This window comes from Rhodococcus (subgen. Prescottella) equi (genome assembly GCF_003013675.1).
In the GTDB taxonomy this organism is placed as follows: domain Bacteria; phylum Actinomycetota; class Actinomycetes; order Mycobacteriales; family Mycobacteriaceae; genus Prescottella; species Prescottella equi.
In genome coordinates this window covers 2163956-2187761 of the sequence record NZ_CP027793.1, presented here as the reverse complement: position 1 = coordinate 2187761, position 23806 = coordinate 2163956, and the positions used below count along the sequence as shown (strand labels likewise).

The window sequence follows — 23806 nt, the reverse complement described above, 5'->3', positions numbered from 1 at the left end:
CCCAATTGTGCCCCTCGCAAACGACTTCGTTCGCCCAATAGAGTGTGATCGTGACTACTTGGGCTCCCGACGTCCTCGGCGACGGCTACCAGCAGCTGACGATCCCTCTGGGTCCCGATCCGGACGGGGAGGGCGACGTCGAGGCCACGCTGGTCCGCTACCAGCCCGGGGACCTGACGGGGAACCGCGCGGTGCTGTACGTCCACGGGTTCACCGACTACTTCTTCCAGCAGCACGTCGCCGAGCATTTCGCCGAGCAGGGCTACTCCTTCTTCGCCCTCGACCTGCGCAAATGCGGCCGCTCCCGGCGTCCGGGTCAGACCCCGCACTTCGTGACGGACCTGAAGTTCTACGACGCGGAACTCGACGAGGCACTGCGCCTGGTCCGGGAACAGATCGGCGGCGGACAGGTACTCCTCGTCGCGCACTCGACGGGCGGTCTGATCCTGCCGCTGTGGCTCGACCGGCTCGAGCGCCGGCCCGGCGGATCGGCGGGCGCGGGTGTGGCGGGACTCATCCTCAACAGCCCGTGGTTCGACCTGCAGGGACCGGCGCTGCTGCGCACGGCCGGCACGTCGGCGGCGATCGACGCGCTCGGCCGGGTGTCGAGCAAGACTCCCCTCCCCGGCCAGAAGCTCGACACCTACGGAGCGAGCCTGCACGTCGGCTCCAACGGGGCATGGGAGTACAACCTCGACTGGAAGCCGCTCACCGGGTTCCCGGTGCGGTTCGGGTGGCTCCGCGCGATCCGACGCGGCCACGCTCAACTGCACCACGGGCTCGACATCGGCGTGCCGTCGCTGATCCTGCGGTCGAAACGGACCGTCTTCGCCTCGCGCTACAACCCCACCGTCGATGCCGCCGACGCGGTGCTCGACGTCGAACAGATCGCCAAGTGGGCGGGCTGCCTCGGCGATCGCACCACGATCGTGCCGATCGACGGTGCCCGCCACGACGTCTTCCTGTCCACCGAGAAGCCCCTCGCCGACGCGTTCCACGAGGTCGACCTGTGGCTGGCCTGGCTCGACGCACACCATCTCACTGCCGACCGAGAAACGGGAGCTTCTGCGTGAACCACTTCGACCTCGCGATCATCGGCACCGGGTCCGGCAACTCGATCCTCGACGAACGCTACGACGGCAAGAAGGTCGCGATCCTCGAAGAGAGCACCTTCGGCGGTACGTGCCTCAATGTGGGGTGCATCCCGACCAAGATGTTCGTCTACGCCGCGGAAGTGGCGCGCACGATCACCGCGTCCTCCAAGCTCGGTATCGACGCCACGCTCGACGACGTCCGCTGGTCCGACATCGTCAAGCGGGTGTTCGGCCGGATCGATCCGATCTCGGCCGGCGGCGAGCGCTATCGCACCGAGGACTGCGACAACGTCACGGTGTTCCGCGGGCACGCACGCTTCGTCGGACCGCGCAGCATCGACACCGGGACCGGTGAGGTCATCACCGCGGACCAGGTCGTGATCGCCGCCGGCTCGCGTCCCTCCATCCCGAACGAGGTCCTCGAGGGCGGCGTCCGCTATCACACCAACGACGACATCATGCGCCTGCCGGAATTGCCCGAGCGCCTGGTGATCCTCGGATCCGGTTTCATCGCAGCGGAATTCGCGCACGTCTTCTCGGCGCTGGGCGTGCAGGTGTCGATCGTCGGCCGCAGCGACCGGCTGCTGCGCCACCTCGACAAGGACGTCTCCACGTGGTTCACCGAACTCGCGCAACGCAAGTGGGACGTGCACCTGGGAAATCCGATGGTGGCCGCGCGCCCGGCGGGCAACGGTATCGAGCTCGAACTGGCCGACGGCACCGTCGTCTCCGGTGACGAGCTGCTCGTCGCCGTGGGCCGCATCCCCAACGGGGACCGACTCGACGCGGCGCTCGGTGGCGTCGCCGTCGACGAGGCGGGACGGGTGATCGTCGACGAGTACCAGCGCACCACGGCGGAAGGGGTGTTCGCGCTCGGTGACGTGTCGTCGCCGTACCAGCTCAAGCACGTCGCGAACCACGAGATGCGGGTCGTCCAGCACAACCTCCTGCACGACGCCTGGGCTTCCACAGCACACCTGCGCCGCACCGATCACCGGTTCGTGCCCGCCGCGGTGTTCACCGACCCGCAGATCGCGGACGTCGGGATGACCGAGGAACAGGCCCGGGAGGCCGGTCTCGACATCACCGTCAAGCTGCAGAACTACTGCGACGTCGCATACGGCTGGGCGATGGAGGACGACGAGGGCTTCTGCAAGGTGATCGCCGAGCGGGGCACCGGACGCCTCCTCGGCGCACACGTCATCGGCGCTCAGGCACCCACGGTGATCCAGCCACTGATCCAGGCGCTGAGCTTCGGGCTGTCGGCGCAGGACATGGCCACCGGCCAGTACTGGATCCACCCGGCGCTGCCCGAGGTGGTCGAGAACGCGCTACTCGGGCTGGACATCTGAGCCGACCCGGGTCCGCCGATCGGGCAGCCAGGCGTGCCACCCCGCGAGGAGCAGCGCGAGCACGGCGGCCGGAACGAAGTAGAGGAATGCGAAGGTCGGCGCCGACTGGAAGTACGCACCGAACGAACCGACGACCAGAACCGCGGCGACCAGCACCCCGACCCAGCGGCGAAAGACCGCCGCGGGGAGCAGACACAACAGCGCCGGGACTCCGAGCGCCACAACGATCGACGGCCCGTACGTGCCGGCGATCGACCGCTCGCATTCGGCGCCCGGCATGATCCCGTCATCCGGATAACCCAGCTCGCAAGCGGTGATCGCCATCATCGGATCGGTCGCGGCCTGGACCGCCAGCCCGGCGCAGACCCACGCGAGCAGAAACCACCCCGCCCGAACCGCATTCAGCATGCCCACTCCCCTATCGACGGCGTCGACGGCGTCGACGCTACGAGGGTGCCGCCACCGACCGATCCCGACACACCGAACAGCCGATGCTGAAGGATCGAGCGGCTACTTGCGGTGCCGCAGCGCCCGGACGATTCCGTCGCCGATGGACTGCATGACCTGCACCAGCACGATGAGTACGACGACGGCGACCAGCAGGACCGGCGTGTTGAATCGTTGGTATCCGTACACGATCGCGAAGTCGCCCAGTCCGCCGCCGCCGATGACGCCGGCCATCGCGGAATAGCCGACCAGCAGCACGACCGTGAGCGTCGCGCCCGCGATCAGGGCCGAAACCGACTCCGGCAGGAGCACTTTCCGCACGATCTGCCCGTTGCTCGCGCCCATCGCCTGCGCGGCCTCGACCCGGCCGACGGGGACTTCACGCAGTGCGGACTCGACGACGCGGGCGTAGAACGGGATCGCGCCGATCGTCAGCGGCACGATGGCCGCGGTCGGGCCGATCGCGGTGCCGACGATCAGCCGGGTCACCCCGATCAGCGCGATCATCAGGATCAGGAACGGCAACGACCGGAAGACATTGACGATCCCGCCGAGCATTGCGTTCACAGCCCGCTGCGGCCACAGCCCGCTCGGGGACGTCACGTGCAGCACGACGCCGAGCAGGACGCCACCGATCAGGGTGAGCACGAACGAGATACCCACCATGTACAGGGTCTCCTGCGTGGCCTCCCATACCTCGGGCAGCGAGTCGTACCAGGACAACTTGTTCATGCGATTCGTCCTTCGATGCGGGACTCGGGACCCCAGGAGAGCGTGGTGCCGGGCTGCGCCTCGACGAAGGCCTCGATGTCCCCACGCGGCGCGTCTGATCCGAACTTCAGGCGCAGACGTCCGACGGTGACACCCGCGACCTGCTCCACCCGGCCGCCGACGACCGAGATGTCGACGTCGAGCTTGCGGACCAGTTGGGCGAGCCACGGCCCGTGCGCCTCGTCACCGATCGTGGTGACGAGCGCGCTGTCCGCGTCGTCTCCCGCGGACGGGTCGTCACCGACCGGGACGATCGCCGCACCCAGGGCCGAACCGGGGGTGCCGACGAGGTCGAGGATCCGTCCGGTCTCGGCGATCCGGCCGTCATCCAGCCGGGCCGCGGACGTGCAGATGCGGCGCAGCACACCGAGTTCGTGGGTGATGAGCACGACGGTGACACCGATCGAGCGGTTGAGTTCGACCAGCAGGTCGAGAACCTGGTCGGTGGTGTCGGGGTCGAGAGCGCTGGTCGCCTCGTCGCACAGCAGGACGTCCGGGTTCGACGCCAGCGCACGGGCGATGCCGACGCGCTGCTGCTGCCCGCCGGACAGCTGCGACGGGTAGGCCTTCTCCTTGCCGCCGAGCCCGACGAGTTCGATCAGCTCGTCGGCGCGCGCACGACGCGTCTTGCGGTCCATCCCCGACAGCTCGAGCGGGAACTCGACGTTGGCCCGCACGGTCCGCGAGTGCAGCAGGTTGAACTGCTGGAACACGGTGCCGATACGGCGGCGTGCCTGACGCAGACCGCCGCCGGAGAGCTGCGACAGGTCGTCACCGCGGAGCACGATCCGTCCGCTGGTGGGCTGCTCCAGAAGGTTCAGGCACCGCAGCAGCGTGGACTTGCCCGCGCCGGACGGCCCGACGATGCCGAAGATCTCGCCCTCGGCGATCTCGAGATCGACACCGCGCAGGGCGGTGACCTCCCCCGCGCCACCGGCGGCGGGGAAGGTCTTGACCAGGTTCTCGACCGTGATCATCAGCTCGCCGCGTGGACGGGAACGACGGAACCGGAGTAGTTCTCTCGGATCCAGGTTGCGGTCTCGGGCGACTCGAGGGCCTCGGCGAGCGCCTTCACACCGGCGTCGTCCTGGTCGGCGGCACGGACGACGAGCAGGTTCGCGAACGGGTTGTTCTCGACCTTCTCCGACAACAGCGCGTCGTCCGCCGGGGTCAGGCCGGCCTCGATCGCGTAGTTGGAGTTGATGACGGCGGCGGTGATCTGCGGGTCGCCGAGGTTGCGGGCGAGCTGCGAGCGCTCGATCTCGACGAACTTCAGGTTCTTCGGGTTGCCCTTGATGTTCGCCTGCGTGACGACGGACAGGTCGGCCTCGGCGAACGGCTTGTCCATCTGGATGAGGCCGGCCGACTCGAGCAGGTAGAGGCCGCGCGCGAAGTTGGTGGTGTCCTTCGGCAGCGCGATGGTGGAGCCGTCGGCGAGCTGGTCGACGGCGGTGATCTTCTCCGAGTACAGGCCCATCGGCTCGAGGTGCACGTCGGCGACGGAGACGAGGTCGGTCACACCCTTCTGCTTCTGCCAGTCGGCCAGGTAGGGGGCGTGCTGGAAGTAGTTGGCCTGCACGTCGCCGGCGACGAGCAGCTCGTTGGGGTCGATCTCGCCGGTGACCGGCTTGATGTCGAGTTTGACGTCACCGAGAACTCCGGAGTCGGCGATGTGCTCGAGGATCTCCACGTGCGGAGTGCTGGAGGCGGAGATCACCAGCGTCTCGCTGTCACCGCCCGACGAGCAGGCCGCCAGGCCCGCCGTGAGGAGGGCGGCTGCGGAGAGGACAGCGGTACGGCGCAAGAACATTGAGAACTACCTTTCGAGATCGAGGAGACGGTCAGCCGTGCAGGGCCGGCAGGTCGAGTAGGTCGCGGTGGTACCGCTCGGTGACGTTGGGGTGCGCGCGCAGACGCGACTTGAGGGCGTTGAGGCCGTAACGGGCGTGCAGGGTGCCGCCGTGCTGGTCCGGGCCGACGCCCGACGCCTCGGCCGCGAGCTCGGGGGCGAGCGCGACGGTGGGCAGCGCATGGTCGTAGCCCGGGTTGAGGAAGAAGGGCAGCGACACCCGGTCCCTACCGGCCGGCGGGGGCAGCACCCGGTGCACGGTGGCCTTGAGGTAGCCGCCGGTGGCGACTTCGAGCAGCTCTCCGATGTTGACGAGCAGATGCCCGGGGATCGGCTCGACGTCCAACCACCCACTCTCTGTTTCCACCTGAAAACCGGTGCTGTCGGGCTCCGGGTACAGCAGGGTCAGCGCGCCGACGTCCTTGTGGCTCCCCACCCCCTGGCCGGTGACCGACCCGTCGTGTCCCGGGTAACGCGCGATCTTCAGGAGCGGATCCGCATCGGCGAAGGCGATGTCGAAGAAGTCGGCCGGAGCGCCGAGCGACTGCGCCCAGCCGCGGATCAGACGCAGGCCGGCGTCCTGCGCCTGGCTCGACCACGCGAGCGCGAGCTCACGCAGGCGCGGGACGGCGGTGGGCCACAGGTTGGGGCCGTGCAGCACCTCCCACGGGCGGGTCGGGTCGATCGGGTCGACGGCGTCGCGTTCGGGTCCGATGTCGAGCTGCTCGCGCCAGTCGACGTAGCCCTGGGTGCGCTCTCCGCCGACTCGGGTGTAGCCGCGAAAGTGCGGCGATTTGCTGTTCTCGATCTCGAGTTTGTCGGCCTCGGGCAGGGCGAAGAACTCGCGGGCCGCGGCGATCAGGTCGTCGGTGAGCTGCTGATCGATGCCGTGTCCGGTCAGATAGAAAAAGCCGATCTCGTGTGTGACCTTGCGCAGGGCGTCGATGTCGAGGTTCTCCAGATCGATGATCGGGAGCGACTGTGCGGGCATGGAACTGGTCCTTTCCCCACGGGCACCTGATTCGAAGGTGGCGCTGCGACGAGTGGGTGCCCGGTGGGAGGACAGTGCGCGGGAAGGCGGGACGGTACGAAATGTGCCGTCGCGCAAGTTGTCTCGTCTCAGCGCTGACGCATGCAACAACACCCGCCACGCATTCGCGTGGAGGCGACAGTTGCTGCAGGGCCGCGCATCGGAGTCCTTCCCGGACGAGATCGTGGTCGGCACGTCGAAGCCGACATGCCGGTGCTTGAGGCTAGCCCCACCCACGGGCGGACTTCAAATCGAACGTATACGCACGACGACGAACGGCGACATCCGTGAGACGAGCGGTCGTTCCGTCCCTCAGCCGAGGCGGCCGGAAAGCTGCTCGAGACGGCGCAGGCTCGCCCCGTCGAGGCCGACGATGCGCACACTCTTGCCCCGGGCCGTGTACTTGGCCTGCACCGTGTCGAGGGTCGCGACGGTGGAGGCGTCCCACACGTCGGCGCCCGCCAGATCGATCACCACCGAGTCCGGGTCTCCCGCGTAGTCGAATCGGTGCACCAGATCGTTGCTCGACGCCCAGAACAGCTCGCCGGTGACGCGGTAGGTGCGCTCCCCCGCCCGGTCGGAGACATCGACCCGCGTCAGATGGGCGACACGGCGCGCGAACGCGACCATCGCGGTCAGCACGCCGAGGACGACGCCGACGGCGAGGTTGTGGGTCGCCAGCGTGCCGACGACGGTGACGAGCATGACCAGGGTCTCGCTGCGCGGCATCAGGCGCAGGGTCCGCGGCGCGACGCTGCGCCAGTCGAACGTCGTCACCGCGATCACCAGCATCACCGCGACCAGTGCCGCCATCGGGATCGCCCCGACGACGCCGCCGGCAGTCACGCACAGCACGAGCAGGAAGGCGCCGGCGAGGAAGGTGGAGATCCGGGTGCGGGCCCGGCCTTCCTTCACGTTGATCATGGTCTGACCGATCATGGCGCAGCCACCCATACCGCCGAACAGCGCGCCTGCGGTATTGGCGACACCCTGGCCCCATGCCTCGCGAGTCTTGTCGGACGGGGTGTCGGTGATGTCGTCGACCAGTTTGGCGGTGAGCAGCGATTCGAGTAGACCGACCAGTGCCAGGCCCAGAGCGAACGGCGCGATGATCGTCAGCGTGTCCCACGTGAGCGGAACGTCCGGGATCATCCACGTGGGCAGGCCGGACGGTAGCTCGCCCTGGTCGGCGACGTCGGGCACGTCGAGCCGGAACAACGCGACCGCACCGGTCAGGACCACGATCGCGATCAGCGGCGCCGGAACAGCTTTCGTCAGCCGAGGCAGCAGCACGATCATCGCGAGTCCGGCCGCCACGAGCGGATACACCAGCCACGGGACGTCGAACAGGTGCCGCAGCTGGGCACTGAAGATGAGGATCGCGAGGGCGTTGACGAACCCGATCATCACCGAGCGCGGAATGAAACGCACCAGACGCGCCAGACCCGCAACCGCGAACAGGATCTGCAGCACACCGGCCAGCCACACCGCGGCGATCAGGTAGTCGATACCGTGCGACGCGACCAACGGCGCCACCACCAGCGCGGTCGCCCCGGCCGCGGCCGACACCATCGCCGGCCGCCCGCCGACGAACGCGATCGTCATCGCCATGATGCACGAGGTGTACAGCGCCACTCTGGGGTCGACACCCGCGATGACGGCGAACGAGATCACCTCGGGAATGAGCGCGAGCGCGGTCACGAGGCCGGCGAGCGTCTCCGTGGTCAGTCGTCGAGGGGAACGCAGCGCGGCCCGGACGGATGTCGCGTCGGCCGGAGTGGAGATGGTGTCGTGCACCGGGAGAGTCTAGGGACCGCCCGCACCGGGGCCGTAATCACCGCTACCAGGAGCCGGTGCGCAGCACGATCTCCGTCGCCAGTTCGGCGGGAGCCTTCGTGGGAATGTCGTCGACGCCGTCGAGTTGGACGATCCGGAACTCCGAGTACGCGTACCGTCCGCTGGCGTCGGCGCTCGGACGTCCGAGGGAGGTGCCGACGACGACGGTGGTGGGCAACTCGACGGCGGGGCATGCGGCGTCGAGCACGGCCCCGTCCACGCCGGGCACGGCCGGGTGCCCGCGGTCGGCGACGATGAGACTCGCGAACCGGCCGAACGTCTTGGCGGCGAGCTGCCAGGCGATTTCCGCCCCCGCGCCGGCGCCCACGAGGTTCACCCACGGCAGCTTGAGTTCGTCGAGCATCGCGATCACCGACGGCTCGTCGAGCCCGTCGACGGTCTCGGGCACCACGGTCCGCAGGTCCGAATCGTGCAGGCGAGCGCAGACGGCGTCGAAGACATCGGCAGGGGCACCCGCGTCGGGCAGTAGAAGCACCGTATGCCGGCTTTCCGGTCCCCCGATTCGGACCGTCACGGTCCCACTTCCCACGGCAACGTTCGTCGACTCCATGAACGAAAACGGTACGCGATCCACGTCACGGAATCGGACACCTAGGCGGGATAGACCTTGCCGATGATCTCCTTGGCCATGGTGGTCGCCGGGTCCTGTCCGTTCGCGGCCGGCGCGAGGTTGGCCCACACCACCAGTGTCACCTTGTTGACGGGATCGTGCCCCATGAACGAGTTGAATCCCGGCAGCTCCCCGGTGTGACCGAACATCGGCCCCATCTTCGCTATGCCCCAACCGTATTCGGCCGAACCACTGTCCGGACTCGTCGGCTGCACGCTTGCGAGGCGCTGAGCCTGCAGGTCGGCGCCGAGCAACTTGCCGCCGACCAGCGCCTGCACCCAGGTGACGAGATCGTTCGCGGTGGAGATGCCCGCGCCGGCCGCCCACGCCCACGAGGGGTTCACGTTGGTGACGTCGTTGGGCTGCAGTGTGCCGTCCTCGGCGGCGGTCTGCATCTGTTCGGGCAGCGCCGGATCGGTCAGCGTGTCCATGTTGGTCCCGAAGACGTAGCCGTGCGAGTAGGGCGCCGGAATCGTGTTGTCGGCGGTGTCCGGGAACGACGTCCCCGTCAGCCCGAGCGGACCGAAGAGCCGCGACTGGAAGATCTGCGGCAACGGCTTCCCGTCGAGGCTCTCCGCGATGAGTCCCAGCAACACGATGTTGGTGTTCGAGTAGTGATAGCCCTGCCCCGGCGGGAAGTACGGGGGATTCGCGAAGCCGAGCGCCAGCAGGTCCTCGGGCTTCCACTGCTTCTGCGGATCGTTGTCGAGCGTCTCGTTCAGTTCGGCGGTCTCGGTGTAGTTGAACAGGCCGCTGCGCATGTCGAGAAGCTGCTCGATGGTGATGTTGTCGCCGTTGGGAACGTCCGGGCGGAACTTCGACACCGGATCGTCGAGCTTGATCTTGCCCTCCTGCACCAACTGCAGGATCACGGTGCCGGTCATGGTCTTGGTGTTGGAACCGATTCGGACGTGCTCGGCCGGATCGACGGCGTCGCTGCGGTCCCGAGTGCCCGTCCCGTACTTGACCGTCAGGTCGCCGTCGGGGGTCTTGAGGATCGCTACGGCGCCCGGGATCTGCAGGTTCTCCGCGACACCCTTGACGATGCCGTCGAGCGTCGCGAGGTCGATCTTCTGCAGCGCCACCGTCGACGAGGCAGCACTGGTCGTGGTGGTCGACGCCGCGACGCTCGACGACCCGGTGTCGCTGTCCGACTCGTTCGACGAGCACCCGGAGAGCACCAGCGCAGCCACCGCTGCTCCGCCGATCAATCGGATCGTCGTAGATCTCCCCAAAGCAGTACGCACGTCGTCTCCTCCGGTGGGCGGCAGTCGTCGGCTACGAAGCCTAGGCGGGGCGGGCGCTCGGTGCGGGGTGTTCCGGTCAGGTGACGCGCGAGACGATCGTCGGCAACCGCATCGCGGCCCCGCCGTCGACCGTCGCGAGGACGGCGTCGACATCGAGATGCTGTTCGACGAGGTCCGCAAGCAGATCCAGCTGCGCCTCCCGGACCTGCGTGACGTCGGTGTCCGGTGCCACGGCGAAACCCGCCCGTCCGGCCGTTTCCGCCACCTCGGTGAGCAGCCGTCGCCGGTACTCGTCGTTCTCGAGGATCCCGTGCCAGTGGGTGCCGCGCACACTGCCGCGCACACTGCCCTCCTTGCCGCCGTCCGCGTAGCTCAGCAACGGGGCGTCGCCGTTGCGGCGCACCCGGCCGTGATGGATCTCGTAGCCGCGCAGGGGGATTCCGTCCGCATCGCCCTGAACCTGCGCGAGCACCTTGTCGGGCGCGAACGCAATCTCGAGGTCCAGCAGCCCGAGCCCGTCCACCGAACCGGCGCCGGATTCGACGTCGTCGTCGATCACCGTGCCCAGCATCTGGTAGCCACCGCAGATGCCGAGAATCGCGCCACCTGCCTGTGCGCGACGGATCAGCGCGTCACCGATTCCGCTGCGCCGCAACCACTCCAGATCGGTGACGGTGGACTTGCTGCCCGGCACAACGACGAGGTCGGCGTCGGCCAGCCGCGACGGCTCGCTCACCCAGTGCACCGAGACGCCCGGCTCGCAGGCGAGTGCCTCGACGTCGGTGGAGTTCGAGATGCGGGGCAGCCGGATCGCCGCGACACGGAGCCACTCGCCGCCGATCGGCGGCGCGGGCCGTCCGACGGGGGCGTCGCCGACCACGCCGAGCGAGTCCTCGGCGTCGAGCCAGAGCTCCTCGGCGAACGGGATCACGCCGAGCGTGGGCCGCCCGGTGAGCGCGCGCAGCTGCTCGAGGCCGGGCGCGAGCAGGCTCACGTCGCCGCGGAACTTGTTGATCACGAATCCGGCGATCAGCGCCTGGTCCTCGGGTGAGAGCACCGCGACGGTGCCGAACAGGTGCGCCAGCACTCCCCCGCGGTCGATGTCGCCGACCACGATCACCGGCAGCTGCGCGGCCTGCGCCAGCCCCATGTTCGCCAGGTCCGTGGCCCGCAGGTTGATCTCGGCGGGCGAACCGGCGCCCTCGCAGATCACGACGTCGAACTCGTCGCGCAGCGACGCGAGCTCGTCGGCGACGATGTCGCGCAGCCACTCCCGGTGCTCGATGTAGTCGCGCGCACCGACGGTGGTGACCGCCTTGCCGCGGACCACCAGCTGCGACGTCCGGTCACCGCCCGGCTTGAGCAGCACCGGGTTGAACCGCACGCTGGGTTCGAGGCCGCAGGCTCGCGCCTGCAGCGCCTGCGCGCGGCCGATCTCCCCACCGTCGAGCGTGACGACGGAGTTGTTCGACATGTTCTGCGCCTTGAACGGCGCCACCCGCACCCCGCGTCGCGCCAGCATCCGGCAGAGCCCGGCGACGAGGACGCTCTTGCCGGCGTCGGACGTCGTGCCGGCAACCAGGAGTGCGCCACTGAGCGCCGTAGTCACGGCAGGGTGAGGATCTCGTTGCCCTCGTCGGTGACGACGATGGTGTGCTCGAACTGGGCGGTCCACTTGCGGTCCTTGGTGACGACGGTCCAGCCGTCCTCCCAGATGTCGTAGTCGACGGTGCCCAGGTTGATCATCGGCTCGATCGTGAACACCATGCCGGGCTCGATGATCGTGTCGACGTTCGGCTGGTCGTAATGCAGGATCACCAGGCCGTTGTGGAAGGTCTCGCCGATGCCGTGGCCGGTGAAGTCGCGGACCACGCCGTACCCGAAGCGGTTGGCGTACGACTCGATGACGCGGCCGATCACGTTGAGTTCGCGGCCCGGCTTGACGGCCTTGATGGCGCGCATCGTCGCCTCATGGGTGCGCTCGACCAGCAGGCGGTTCTCCTCCGAGACGTCGCCGGCGAGGAACGTCGCGTTGGTGTCGCCGTGCACGCCGTCGATGTAGGCGGTGACGTCGATGTTGACGATGTCGCCGTCCTGGATGACCGTCGAGTCGGGGATGCCGTGGCAGATCACCTCGTTGAGCGACGTGCAGCACGACTTCGGAAAGCCCCGGTAGCCCAGCGTGGACGGGTAGGCGCCGTGGTCGCACATGTACTCGTGCGCGATGCGGTCCAGTTCGTCGGTGGTGACGCCCGGCGCCACGGCTTTACCGGCCTCCTGGAGCGCCTGAGCAGCGATCTTGCTCGCCACCCGCATCTTCTCGATGGTCTCGGGTGTCTGCACCCACGGCTCCTTGCCCTCGCGGGCCGTCGCCTTCCACACGTACTCGGGCCGCTCGATGTTCTTGGGGACATCGAGGACGGGCGAGACGGTTCCGGGAACGAGCGCAGTGCGAACAGACATGGGTCCAGCGTAAACCGCGTCCCGGTGTTCGCCTCCCTCCCGCCCCGCAGCGACGCCGTGCCCCGTCTCGAAACAGCCTGCGACCAGTCCGGATGCACTTATCCGGAAAGTCGGTATGGTGAGCGGTCAACCTGATCAGAAGTGAGGGTGAAAATGGGCCAGCAGTCGCAGGCTGCCGAACATCGGTGGGCTCCGGTCAAGGTCAGCAACGTCGTGTCGACCGTCTCGGACGGCTTCGTCCACCTCGAGGTCGAACTCGACGGTGACATCCATCCCGAGTGGGCGCGCACCTTCGCCCGCATGAGCGGCGCCAGGAACGCCGAGTTGACGCTGCACGCGGCAGCCGAGCCGCCCCGCATCACATTGACGACGCGCAGCGACCACCGCGAGACCGCGGAGCTGTCGGTGGTGTACCTCGTCGAGGAAGTCAACCTCTACATTCGGCTCGCGATCGAGATGGTGGGGAGATAGTCGCCGCTACGCCAGGGTGAGTGGCACGGGCATCCCGGTCAGCCGATACAGCCGACTCAGGTCGATCGTCGGCCTCACCGGCCGCATGCCCGGCCGCACCCTCGGCACCTGCACCCGCAACGCCCGAGGCGCGATGGTGCACCGGACCGGGGTGCGGAACGTGAGAGATTCACCGTCGACCCCGACGGGGATCTCGTCCTGGTCGGAGTGGACGACGACCTCGGTCGCGTGGGTGACCGTCAGCCCCCGCGCGTGTCCGCCCTGCAGCAGACCGACGGCCTGCCGGGCGCTGTTGACGCACACCGTCACCACGCCGAGGACACCGGCGTCCAGGCACTCGCGGCGGCCCAGGCCCGCGAGGTCCGTCGTCCGGTACGGGCCGTTGCTCACCAGCACCGCCTGCGGTCCCTCCACTGCGACGCCGTCGATCGTGGCCGTCAGACCCGAATCCCGGTGAGCGCCGAGCAGGTCGGGAAGCATCTGCAGAACGGTGCCCGTCTTGTCGTCGCGGTAGGCCGGGCTGCGAACCACTTCGGCGTACACACCGAACGAGGCGTTGTTGACGAACGGATGACCGTTCATCATCCCGAGGTCCACCCGAAGCTCGACGCCGTCGGTCAGTGCATCCAGACAGGCGGCGGGGTCGTCGCGGTCCAAACCGAGATCGAGTGCGAAGTGGTTGCGCGTTCCCGCACTGATCACGAAGAAGGGCACACCGTGTTCCGCTGCCACCGCTGCAACCAGTGCCTGCGTGCCGTCGCCGCCCGCGACACCGAGGAGGTCCGCTCCGCGCGTCACCGCCCGACGAGCCAGCGCGGTGACGTCGACCGGTTCCGGGCCCTCGAGCAGGTACACCTCGGCACCGAGCGCCTCGGCCTTGCGACGCAGGTCGAACTTCTCGACCTTGCCGCCACCCGAGTGGGGGTTCATCACGATGAAGGGACGCAGTGGTGTCGGCGCGGGGGTCTCGGGCCCCGACCCGGTCGCACCCTTGTCGGCGAGCGCCCTGTGGGCGCAGAAGACCGCGGCGGCCACCAGCGCGGCGGTGAGGAGCACCACCCACAACAGGCCCGCGCGGACGAAGAGCACCAGCACGACGATCGGTGCCACCACCGCCAGCCCGGCCGAGAATGCACGTAAGGCACCGCGACTGCTGAGAAACCAGTACGCCGCGGCCACCGTCACCACGACGCCGCCCACCGCGACGAGCAGGACCGCGAGCGTGCTCAGCAGCCCGGCGAACACGATCGGAACACCCCCGGCACCGATCCCTGCCACGAAAGCCGCGCGTGCCCACCAGCGCTCGTGAGTTGCATCCGCCACGACGTTCTCCTAACCGGTTTCCGCGCGACGGAGGAAGGCGTCCACCGCGGCGTCGATGGTCGGATAGAAGTGGGTGCGATCGAATCGTTCCCCGAGACCGAACCGGACGAGGCGGTCCTTGATCGGCCCCTTCATCTCGGCGAACGCCAGCCGGATGTCCTTGCCCTCGAGGTAGCGGTCGAGGTCGACGAGTTCGTCGACGGCAGTGGTGTCGAGGCCGGTGATGGGTTCGGCGGCGATCACCACCCACTCGACCGGATCCTGTTCCTTCGCAACGACGGAACGCACGTAGTCGTCGAAGATTCCGCCGTTGGCGAAGAACAGCGGTGCGTCGAACCGAATCAAGACCAGTCCGGGGATGCGGTGCCCGTCGGGGTGCCGCGCGATGTCGTGGTAGCCCGTCTCCGACGGCAACTCCACCAGTTCGGTCCGGTACGGCTGCCAGGCGCGGACGACGACCGCGACGAACGACAGTCCGATTGCCACCAGGATGCCCTGCAGGACGCCGACGAGCGCGACCCCGAGGAAGGCGGCGCCGGCGAGACCGGCCTCCACCCGGCTCATCTGCCACAGCCGCGCCATGCCCTTCACATCGATCAGCGCCGTCGCGGCGACGATCACCACCGCGGCCAGCGTGGCGTCGGGCAGGTAAGCAGTGACCCCGGGCGCGACCAGGACGAACGCCAGCACCGCCAGCGCGCCGACCACCCCCGCCAGCTGGGTGTGCGCCCCGCTCTGTTCGGCCACCGGTGTCCGTGATCCGCTGGCGGAGATCGGGAACCCGCCGAACAGCCCACTCGCGACGTTCGCCGCACCGATCGCCTTCATCTCGGTACTGCCGTTCACATCCTCACCGCGGCGCGCGGCGAACGTCCGCGACAGCACGCCCGTGTCCGCGAAGGCGATCAGGGCGATGCCGGCGGCCGGGCCGATCAACTGCAGCACGTCACCCCAGTCGACGCCGCCGAACGACGGCAACGGCAGCCCCTTCGGCAACGCGCCCACCATCCCGATCCGGTCGTCGAGCCCGATCGCGGCGCAGAGCACGATCGAGCCCACGACCGCGACGAGGACACCGGGGATCCGCGACCACCACAGCCGGAACGCGACGATCACGGCGAGCGACCCGACGCCGACCGCCGCGGCGACGGCATCGACGTCACCGGCAGCCAACGACTTCCCGATCTGGGCGATCTCGTCGATGAGTCCGGACGCGTCGACGGGAAAGCCGAGCAGCTTCGGAAGCTGACCGACCACGACGATGAGCGCGATCGCATTGAGATACCCGACGCGGATCGGCTTCGACAGCAGTTCGGTGACGAACCCGAGGTTGAGGAAGCCCCCGACGATGAGGATCGCGCCGACGAGAACCGCGAGCACCCCGGCGAGAGCGAGTGCGCTCTCCGGGTCGCCGACGGCGGCCAACGGCAACACCGCCGCGGCAATCAGCGGCGCGAGCGACGAATCCGGACCGAGGACGAGAATCTTCGACGGCCCCAGGACCGCGTAGGTGAGGAGCGGCACGATGGTCGCATACAGGCCCGCGTACGCCGGCAGACCCGCCGCTTCCGCGTAGCCCATACCCGCGGGGATGAGGAGCGCGGTGAGGACGAATCCGGCCACGATGTCGGTGCGCAGCCACTCGCGGCGGTATCCCCGGGCCGTCGCCGGTCCGGGCAGGCGCCACAGCAGTTCCGTCCAGGCCATGCCTGAATTATCGTCCCGGATGCGCTGCGGGATCTGGGATTCGGACAGATCCGCGGGCGGACCGCCGCGTGCCGGTCGGTATCGGCGCTCCTCGGACCGGACGGTACGAACCGGTTCGGATTCGGCGCCGTTTCGAGATTGACCGCGCCCGACCCTGAACAGACGATTGTCGAATGGAGGCGGAAGGCGAAGCGGCTCAGATCGACCGGGTCATCGACCGCCTGGCGGTCGGAACTCCCGCGGTCACTCCTGCCGAGGTCGAGCGCGTAGTCCGCAGCATCCACGCCCGCTTCGTCGACAGCAGGGTTCGCGAATTCATCCCACTTCTCGTCGAGAAGGCGGCCCGCCGGCACTTCGCCGAACAGAGCACTCCCCCCGTCGATCACGTCGCGGCCGCATGGGCCGCCGCTGTGGTCGAATCTCCCTCGTGATCAGCGCAATTCCGTCACGAACGCCATCCGGTCGCCGCGGTACAACGACCGCACGCGCTCGATCGGTACTCCGTCCGCGTCGCGCGACACCCGGTGCAGTTTCAACATCGGCATCGCGGTGCTCGACTCGACGAGGCCGGCCTCCCGCGGAGTCGGCAGCGCTGTCTCGATCCGCTCGGTGGCGGTGGTGAACTCGATTCCCCGTGCCCGGATCGCCGCGTACAGCGACGTCTCGGGATCGAACGTGTCGGACAGATCGGGAAACCGATACAGCGGCAGATAGGTGCTCTCGAGGCCGATCCGCTCCCCGTCCGCCAGCAGCACGCGTTCGAGGTGGATCACCGGGTCGCCGACGCCGATCTGCAGAATCTCCGCGAGTTTGGAGTGCGCGTCGATCTCTTCCCACCGCACCAGGATTCGCCCCGGTTCCCGCCCCTGGCTGAGCGCCCCCTCGGTGTAGGAGCCGAGAGAGAGGGGTTGCACCATCTTCGGGCGGGCGACCACGGTGCCCCGTCCGCGGCGCTCCACCCGCCCCGCCACCAGCAGCTCGTGCAGCGCCTGTCGCACCGTCTCCCGGGAGACGCCGCAGCGCGCCGCGAGCTCCCGCTCGGCGGGCACCGGATCCCCCTCGGACAGGTCCGCGAGCAGGTCCTCGACGTGGGCCCGCACGAGGTAGTGCTTGGGCAGGCTCTCGGCGGTCATCGCGCGGCTCCCACGCGCCGCGCCACCTCGAGGACCTCGTCGACGGACACGGTCGGCGCACCGGGCACCTTGGCGCGGTCGTCGTAACGTCGCAGCCGGACGGCGTCCGGCCACCACGGGTGAGAGACGTAGGCCGCGTCGACCCCGGCTCCTCCCTGGTGTCGCAGTGTCGCAACCGATTCCGTCGAAAGCCCCTCGGCGTACGCCGCATCGGTGGCCACGAGAAAGCGCTTGGCCGCGACGTGCGCGCCGGCCAGCCAACCGACCCGCTGCCCGAAACGCGGAGTGAGCCACTCCCGCGCGACGACGTCGTGCGGCTCACCGTCGGCCCCTTCGACCAGCGGGCTGCGGGCGAGATCGTGCAGCGCGCTCGCCAGGACCAGTTCGTCGTCGGCACCGTCCGCGATCGCGTGGCTCGCCGACTGCAGCGCGTGGGCGAGCTCGTCGACTTCCTCGCCGTCGAACACTCCACGGAGCGAATTGAGCAGCGCAGCAATCTCTTCGAGCACAGCGTGTTCGTCGTTCACGTCCGTCAGACTACACAGTTTTCGGTCTATACCAATTGTTCATCTGGCGTTTCCCGGACGTCCCCCAGTTGGTCTAGACCAATGGTCACGCTGTGTCCCATGCGAATTGCAATTGTGGGCGGAGGAATCCTCGGGACGGCGCACGCCGACGAGGCCATCCGTCGCGGACACGACGTCGTCCAACTCGAACGTGAACTCGAAGCGCGCGGTGCCACCGTACGCAACTTCGGATTGGTGTGGGTCTCCGGGCGTGCCCCGCACGAGCTCGACGCCTCGCTGCGGTCCCGCGAACTGTGGGCCGACCTGGCCCGACGTGTCCCCGAGATCGGCTTCCGCGCGGCCGGATCGATCACGCTGCTGCGCACCCCGGAAGAGGTCGCGGTCGCCGAGGACATGGTGGCGCGCGACGACGCCGAGGTGCGCGGATTCACGCTGCTCGACCCCGAGAACGTTCGCGGCGTGAACCCCGCCCTGCGGGGCAAGTTCCTCGCCGGCCTCCACTGCACCCGCGACGGCGCGGTCGAGTCCAGGGTCGCGCTGCCCGCCATCCGTCGCCATCTCGAGGCGTCGGGCCGGTACGCCTTCCACGCCGGAACCGAGGCGCGCGAGATCACCAGCAGTTCAACAGGTGTGCGCATCCGCGACGACCACGACCGCACGTTCGACGCCGACCTCGTCATCGTGTGCCCCGGCGCCACGCTCGGCGGGCTCGCACGGGACCTGGCCGGCGACCTGCCCCTCCGACGCGTCCGTCTGCAGATGATGCAGACCGCACCGCTGGGCGAGGCGCTCACCACCGCCATCGCCGACGGCGACAGCGTGCGCTACTACCCCGCCTTCACCGGCTCGGCGCTGGACGAACTGCGCGCCGCGCAGCCCCAGGAGCCCACTGCCGCGGAGCACCGCATGCAGCTGCTGTGCGTGCAGCGCCTGCACGGCGGGCTCACCATCGGCGACACCCACGAGTACGACGAGCCGTTCGACTTCGACGTCGACGAGGCGCCGTACCGCCATCTGACCAGCGTCGTCGAGGAACTCCTCGGCCGCCATCTGCCGCCGGTCGTCAAGCGGTGGGCCGGTGTCTACAGCCAGTGCCTCGACCCCGCCCAACTCGTGCACCGCGCCCAGCCCACCGACGGCGTGTGGGTGGTGGCCGGGCCGGGTGGTCGCGGCATGACGCTCGGACCCGCCCTCGCCGAACAGACCGCCGACCAGCTGGGCCTCTAGACCCCGACCCCTCAGGAGAGACCTGTGACCACCATCAAGCTCGCCGTGCTCGACATGGCCGGCACCACCGTCGCCGACGACGGACTCGTACTCCGGGCGTTCGCCGCCGCGGCAGCCTCGGCGGGGCTGGCCGAGTCCGGCCCCGAGGCCGACGCCGCCCGGCAGTACGTCCTCGACACCATGGGCCAGTCCAAGATCGTGGTGTTCCGCGCCCTGTTCGGCGACGAGGATCGCGCCCAGGCCGCCAACCGCGCGTTCGAGGCCGAGTACGACCGCCTCGTCGACGAGGGTGGTGCCACCGCGATTGCCGGCGCGGCCGAATCGATCAGCGCACTGCGGAACGCCGGAATCCGGGTGGCGCTCACCACCGGGTTCAGCCGCACCACCCAGGACAAGCTGCTGGCCGCACTCGGCTGGCAGACGCTCGCCGACCTGACGCTCTCCCCCGCCGAAGCCGGACGTGGGCGCCCCTTCCCGGACCTGATCCTCACCGCACTCATGCGGCTGGGCGTCGACGACGTCAAAGACGTTGCCGTCCTGGGTGATACCGCCAACGACATCACCAGCGGTCGCCGCGCCGGCGCCAGCATCGTCGCAGGCGCTCTCACCGGCGCCCACGACGAGAAGCAACTGCGCGCCGCCGACCCGACGCACGTCGTGCCGTCGGTTCGCGAGTTCACCGATCTCGTCCTCTCCCACTGAGTTCTTCTCGAGTTCTTCCGTCACCGTTCGAATCCCTCACCCAGACAGGAATTCCCGAATGAGCAGGAACGTCAAGCGTTTCCGCGTGGCTGTCGCAGCCGTCGCACTGAGCACCGCGGCCCTCACCCTCACCGCCTGCGGCGGCACCGGCGCGGCGGCGGGCGCCGGCGGCGAGACCGTCACGGTCTACAGCGCCGACGGCCTCGCCGGCTGGTACAAGACGCAGTTCGCCGCGTTCACCGAGGAGACCGGCATCGCGGTCAACCTCGTCGAGGCCGGGTCCGGCGAGGTGGTCTCCCGCGTCGACAAGGAACAGTCGAACCCGCAGGCCGACGTCGTCGTGACACTGCCGCCGTTCATCCAGAAGGCCGACGCCCAGGGCCTGCTGCAGCCCAGCGGTATCGACACCTCCGCGGTGCCCGCCGACGTCCAGGACCCGGCCGGTAAGTACGTGCCGCTGGTCGACAACTACCTGTCGTTCATCGCGAACCCCGGCGCCGACCCGGCACCCAAGACGTGGGACGACCTGCTCTCCGAACAGTTCAAGGGGAAACTGCAGTACTCCACACCCGGTCAGGCCGGCGACGGTACCGCCGTCCTGCTGCTGCTCCAGCACCTGATGGGCAAGCAGGGCGCCCTGGACTACCTGACGAAGTTGCAGGCCAACAACGTCGGACCGTCGTCGTCCACCGGCAAGCTGCAGCCCAAGGTCAGCAACGGCGAACTCCTCGTCGCCAACGGCGACGTCCAGATGAACCTCGCGTCGATCGCTGACGACGGTTCGAAGTTCCAGATCTTCTTCCCCGCCGAGGCCGACGGCACGCGCACCACCGTCGCGCTGCCGTACGTGATGGGTCTGGCGAAGGGTGCCCCGCACTCCGAGGAGGCCAAGAAGCTCATGGAGTACCTGCTGTCGGAGAAGGCCCAGCAGTCGGTCGCCGGTGACGCGCGCGGCGTGTCCGTTCGCACCGACGTTCGAGCCGCCTCGGGCAACGCGACCGACCCGTCGACCCCGACCGGTCTCATCAACGGCGTCGAGGTGTGGACCCCGAACTGGAACGACGTCCTCGCCTCCCTCGACGCCGACATCGCCGCCTACCAGAAGGCAACCGGTAACTGACATGCCACGATTCGAGCCCGGGCGGTCCCTCCGCACCACGATCGGCAAGGCACCCGACACGGCGTCGGACGCTGCCGACTCGTCCCTTCCGGCCATCACATTCGACCGGGTGAACGTCGCGTACGGACACGGACGCGGGGCCACCCGGGCCCTGATCGACTTCAACCTGCGGGTCGCGCGAGGCGAGACGGTCGCGCTACTCGGTCCCAGCGGCTCGGGCAAGTCCACCGCGCTCAAGGCGCTGGCCGGCTTCACCCGCCCGGCGTCGGGGACGGTCCGCCTCGACGGGCGAGACGTCACCGATCTGCCACCCGCGAAGCGCGGGATCGGCGTCGTCGTCCAGTCCTACGCCCTGTTCCCGCACATGCGGGTGGCCGAGAACGTCGCGTTCGGGCTTCGCGCGCACCGGATTCCCCGTGCCGAGATCGCCGGACGCGTGTCCGACGCACTCGCGATGGTCGGGATGTCCGCGTACGGCAAGCGCTTTCCGCGGGAACTGTCGGGAGGCCAGCAGCAGCGCGTGGCGATCGCCCGCGCGTTGGCGATCCGGCCCAGGGTGCTGCTGCTCGACGAGCCCCTCGCGGCACTGGACGCGCAGTTGCGTCAGAGCATGCTCACCGAACTGCAGGAACTGCGCGCCGCGCTGCCGGACACCGCGATGCTGTACGTCACGCACGACCAGTCGGAGGCCCTCGCGCTCGCCGACCGGATCGCGGTGATGCGCGACGCCCGACTGGTGGACGTGGACACCACCGAGAACCTGTGGAAGCGGCCACCGAGCAGCTTCACTGCGGCGTTCCTCGGTGGCGCGAACCTGCTGCCGTGCATGGTGACCCGGGTGATCGGGACGTCGGCGCTGGTGTCGGTGGGCGGCACCCCCGTCACCGCGCACGCCCCACAGCCCGAGATCGGACGCACCGAGTGGGAGTCGGACGCCGACGCCCTGCTGTGCCTGCGCCCACACGCGATCACGCTCACCTCGCCGGCGGAGCGGGGCGCGTTGCCCGCGCGCATCGTCACCAGTGTGTGGCGAGGGGCGTCGACCCGCGTGACCATCGCGTTGCCGAGCCTGCCGGAGACGCCGATCGACGTGGACGTGCCCGGCCACGACGAGCGCCCCGTCGGCGCCGAGGTCGGCATGCGGTTCCCCGAACGCGGCGCCGTACTGGTGCCGGTTCCGGCCGCGGCCCGGGGAGCGACACAGTGACCGCCCTCCTCGAACCTCCCGTCGCCGACGAGGCGCCGCCCCGGAAAGCGCAGTCACGCCGGCGTTCCGGACTGTGGGTACTGCCACCGCTCCTGCTGGTCGTCGGGTTCGCCGTGTACCCGATGGCGCGGGTGCTGGCGGAGTCCACCGTCACCGACACCGGTCGCGGCTGGTCGACGTGGACCGACGTCCTCGGTTCGTCGTCGTTCCGGAACGCGTTGTGGCGCACCGTTCAAGTGGCGGTGACGTCCACGCTGGGTTGCCTCGTGCTCGGCACGTTCCTGGCGCTCGTACTCGCGTTCGTCCCCTTCCCGGGATCGAAGGTGGTGGGACGGCTGATCGACACGATCCTGTCGCTGCCGTCGTTCCTCGTGACGCTCGCGTTCACGTTCCTCTACGGCACCGCCGGTGCGGTCAACGCACTGATCACGCGGATCACCGGCGCCGAGCAGGGTCCCCTGAACTTCCTGAACACCCCGCTCGGCGTCATCGCCGCCGAGATCACCTTCTTCACGCCGTTCGTGGTGCGACCGCTGCTGGCCGCGTTCTCGCAGATCCCCCGTGACCAGCTCGACGTCGCCGCCAGCCTGGGTGCGTCGCCGCTGCGCGTGCTGCGCCAGGTGGTCCTGCCCGAGGCGTGGCCGGCGATGATGGCCGGCGGATCGCTCGTACTCCTGTTGACGCTCAACGAGTTCGGCATCGTGCTGTTCACCGGCGCCAAGGACGTCATGACACTACCCGTGCTGATCTACACCCACGGCATCGTCACGTTCGACCTGCCGGGCGCCGCCGTGATCGCGACCGTCCAGGTGGCGCTGTCGCTCACTCTGTACGGCGGCTACCGATTCCTGTTCGCCCGACTGATGGGAGGCAGCCGTGCTGCTGTGGACCCGACGCGCTAGATACCTGACGCTCACGTTCTTCGCGGCGGTGGTGGCGATCGTGTTCGTTGCGCCGATCGCCACCGTGATCGCGGCCGCACTCGCGGGCGCCTGGAACGGGCCGCTGCCGTCGGACCTGGGCACGAAGAACCTCTCGGCGGCGCTGTCGGACGACAACCTCGCCAGCATGATCGTCAGCCTGCAGACCGCGGTCCTCGCCGGAGGACTCGCGCTGGTCGTCGGAACCTGGGCGGCGCTCGCCGCGCGGGAGGCGCCGACCTGGCTACGGAAGGTCACCGACGCGGTGTTCCATCTGCCGGTCGCGCTGCCGTCGGTGGCGATCGGGCTGGGCCTGCTCATCGCGTTCAACGAGCGGCCACTGCTGCTCGGCGGAACCAAGTGGATCGTCATTCTCGCGCACGCAGTGCTGGTGCTGGCCTTCGCGTTCAGTTCGGTGTCGGCTGCGCTGGAGCGACTGGATCCCGCCTACCGGCAGGCCGCCGAGTCGCTCGGCGCCGGCCCGGTCCGGGTGCTGCTGCGGATCACCCTGCCACTGCTGGTGCCCGCCCTGGGTGCCGCCGCGGGTCTGTCCGTCGCACTGTCGATGGGCGAGCTCGGCGCCACCATCATGGTGTACCCCGCGACGTGGAAGACGTTGCCGGTGGCCATCTTCGGCCTCACCGACCGCGGCCAGGTGTTCCAGGCGGCCGCGAACACCACCCTGCTCCTACTCGTGACCCTCGTCGCACTGCTCGTGCTCGGACGTGTCCGCAACAGGCGCTGACGCG

The 23806-nt window shown here is 69.0% G+C and carries 24 protein-coding genes; 10 read left to right on the top strand and 14 right to left on the bottom strand.

Annotated features, from left to right (window positions below):
- The first annotated feature begins 50 nt into the window (after positions 1-50).
- On the top strand, positions 51-1073 hold the full coding sequence (locus tag C7H75_RS10345; protein WP_064076785.1) for an alpha/beta hydrolase: 1023 nt from the start codon (positions 51-53) through the stop codon (positions 1071-1073).
- A complete protein-coding gene (gene mtr / locus C7H75_RS10340; RefSeq protein WP_022595333.1) occupies positions 1070-2446 on the top strand; it encodes a mycothione reductase in 1377 nt (458 codons plus the stop codon). Before C7H75_RS10345 ends, mtr begins: the two co-directional genes overlap by 4 nt.
- Here mtr and C7H75_RS10335 read toward each other — a convergent pair.
- From C7H75_RS10335 to map, 10 genes are all read right to left on the bottom strand, one after another.
- Positions 2426-2854 carry a hypothetical protein gene (locus C7H75_RS10335; protein WP_081121998.1) on the bottom strand — a complete coding sequence of 143 codons (429 nt, stop codon included), beginning with the start codon at positions 2852-2854 and terminating at the stop codon, positions 2426-2428. The genes mtr and C7H75_RS10335 overlap by 21 nt on opposite strands.
- Before the next feature lie 102 nt (positions 2855-2956).
- A complete protein-coding gene (locus tag C7H75_RS10330; RefSeq protein WP_081185280.1) occupies positions 2957-3625 on the bottom strand; it encodes a methionine ABC transporter permease in 669 nt (222 codons plus the stop codon).
- Positions 3622-4641, bottom strand: a complete 1020-nt coding sequence (locus tag C7H75_RS10325; protein WP_084848549.1) for a methionine ABC transporter ATP-binding protein — start codon at positions 4639-4641, stop codon at positions 3622-3624. The genes C7H75_RS10330 and C7H75_RS10325 overlap by 4 nt, the downstream gene beginning before the upstream one ends.
- Positions 4641-5474 (bottom strand): MetQ/NlpA family ABC transporter substrate-binding protein, encoded by an 834-nt coding sequence (locus C7H75_RS10320; RefSeq protein WP_084848550.1) that lies wholly within the window; start codon positions 5472-5474, stop codon positions 4641-4643. Before C7H75_RS10320 ends, C7H75_RS10325 begins: the two co-directional genes overlap by 1 nt.
- 31 nt (positions 5475-5505) lie before the next feature.
- Positions 5506-6504: an isopenicillin N synthase family dioxygenase gene (locus C7H75_RS10315; RefSeq protein WP_081121997.1), complete on the bottom strand. Its 999-nt coding sequence runs from the start codon at positions 6502-6504 to the stop codon at positions 5506-5508.
- 351 nt (positions 6505-6855) lie between these two features.
- The gene (locus C7H75_RS10310; protein WP_081121996.1) at positions 6856-8340 is read right to left on the bottom strand and encodes a SulP family inorganic anion transporter; all 1485 of its coding nucleotides are present in this window, start codon (positions 8338-8340) and stop codon (positions 6856-6858) included.
- Positions 8341-8383: 43 nt separating this feature from the next.
- Positions 8384-8950 (bottom strand): alpha/beta fold hydrolase, encoded by a 567-nt coding sequence (locus C7H75_RS10305; protein ID WP_013415709.1) that lies wholly within the window; start codon positions 8948-8950, stop codon positions 8384-8386.
- 41 nt (positions 8951-8991) lie between these two features.
- A complete protein-coding gene (locus C7H75_RS10300) occupies positions 8992-10257 on the bottom strand; it encodes a serine hydrolase domain-containing protein (protein WP_080559254.1) in 1266 nt (421 codons plus the stop codon).
- Positions 10258-10333: 76 nt separating this feature from the next.
- Positions 10334-11866, bottom strand: coding sequence for a cobyric acid synthase (locus C7H75_RS10295; RefSeq protein ID WP_081187823.1), 1533 nt, complete (start codon positions 11864-11866; stop codon positions 10334-10336).
- Positions 11863-12720, bottom strand: coding sequence for a type I methionyl aminopeptidase (gene map / locus C7H75_RS10290; RefSeq protein WP_013415706.1), 858 nt, complete (start codon positions 12718-12720; stop codon positions 11863-11865). The genes C7H75_RS10295 and map overlap by 4 nt, the downstream gene beginning before the upstream one ends.
- A 141-nt stretch (positions 12721-12861) precedes the next feature.
- On the opposite strand from map, the gene C7H75_RS10285 reads away from it, so the two are divergent.
- Complete coding sequence (locus tag C7H75_RS10285) at positions 12862-13191, top strand: hypothetical protein (RefSeq protein ID WP_231814016.1); 330 nt, start codon at positions 12862-12864, stop codon at positions 13189-13191.
- Positions 13192-13197: 6 nt separating this feature from the next.
- On the opposite strand, the gene C7H75_RS10280 is transcribed toward C7H75_RS10285, so the two are convergent.
- Positions 13198-14514 carry a diacylglycerol/lipid kinase family protein gene (locus C7H75_RS10280; RefSeq protein ID WP_106851318.1) on the bottom strand — a complete coding sequence of 439 codons (1317 nt, stop codon included), beginning with the start codon at positions 14512-14514 and terminating at the stop codon, positions 13198-13200.
- Positions 14515-14523: 9 nt separating this feature from the next.
- Positions 14524-16221 carry a SulP family inorganic anion transporter gene (locus C7H75_RS10275; RefSeq protein ID WP_064076755.1) on the bottom strand — a complete coding sequence of 566 codons (1698 nt, stop codon included), beginning with the start codon at positions 16219-16221 and terminating at the stop codon, positions 14524-14526.
- A 173-nt stretch (positions 16222-16394) separates the two neighbouring features.
- Here C7H75_RS10275 and C7H75_RS10270 point away from each other — a divergent pair, with 173 nt between their 5' ends.
- The gene (locus C7H75_RS10270) at positions 16395-16652 is read left to right on the top strand and encodes a three-helix bundle dimerization domain-containing protein (RefSeq protein WP_064076754.1); all 258 of its coding nucleotides are present in this window, start codon (positions 16395-16397) and stop codon (positions 16650-16652) included.
- Here the strand turns inward: C7H75_RS10270 and C7H75_RS10265 are convergent, their stop codons facing one another.
- Complete coding sequence (locus C7H75_RS10265) at positions 16653-17354, bottom strand: GntR family transcriptional regulator (RefSeq protein WP_005513868.1); 702 nt, start codon at positions 17352-17354, stop codon at positions 16653-16655.
- Positions 17351-17881 carry an HD family phosphohydrolase gene (locus C7H75_RS10260; protein WP_081121992.1) on the bottom strand — a complete coding sequence of 177 codons (531 nt, stop codon included), beginning with the start codon at positions 17879-17881 and terminating at the stop codon, positions 17351-17353. The genes C7H75_RS10265 and C7H75_RS10260 overlap by 4 nt, the downstream gene beginning before the upstream one ends.
- 99 nt (positions 17882-17980) lie before the next feature.
- On the opposite strand from C7H75_RS10260, the gene C7H75_RS10255 reads away from it, so the two are divergent.
- The 6 genes from C7H75_RS10255 to C7H75_RS10230 are packed head-to-tail and all read left to right on the top strand — an operon-like array spanning position 17981 to position 23802.
- Positions 17981-19108 carry a TIGR03364 family FAD-dependent oxidoreductase gene (locus C7H75_RS10255; RefSeq protein WP_175280029.1) on the top strand — a complete coding sequence of 376 codons (1128 nt, stop codon included), beginning with the start codon at positions 17981-17983 and terminating at the stop codon, positions 19106-19108.
- A gap of 24 nt (positions 19109-19132) precedes the next feature.
- Positions 19133-19810, top strand: coding sequence for a phosphonatase-like hydrolase (locus tag C7H75_RS10250; protein ID WP_081121990.1), 678 nt, complete (start codon positions 19133-19135; stop codon positions 19808-19810).
- Between the two features lie 58 nt (positions 19811-19868).
- Positions 19869-20930, top strand: a complete 1062-nt coding sequence (locus C7H75_RS10245; protein WP_106851316.1) for a 2-aminoethylphosphonate ABC transporter substrate-binding protein — start codon at positions 19869-19871, stop codon at positions 20928-20930.
- Position 20931: 1 nt separating this feature from the next.
- A complete protein-coding gene (locus C7H75_RS10240) occupies positions 20932-22137 on the top strand; it encodes an ABC transporter ATP-binding protein (RefSeq protein ID WP_106851315.1) in 1206 nt (401 codons plus the stop codon).
- Positions 22134-23039 (top strand): 2-aminoethylphosphonate ABC transporter permease subunit, encoded by a 906-nt coding sequence (locus C7H75_RS10235; RefSeq protein ID WP_064057694.1) that lies wholly within the window; start codon positions 22134-22136, stop codon positions 23037-23039. Before C7H75_RS10240 ends, C7H75_RS10235 begins: the two co-directional genes overlap by 4 nt.
- Complete coding sequence (locus C7H75_RS10230) at positions 23014-23802, top strand: ABC transporter permease (RefSeq protein ID WP_081187816.1); 789 nt, start codon at positions 23014-23016, stop codon at positions 23800-23802. Before C7H75_RS10235 ends, C7H75_RS10230 begins: the two co-directional genes overlap by 26 nt.
- Positions 23803-23806: the final 4 nt, after the last annotated feature.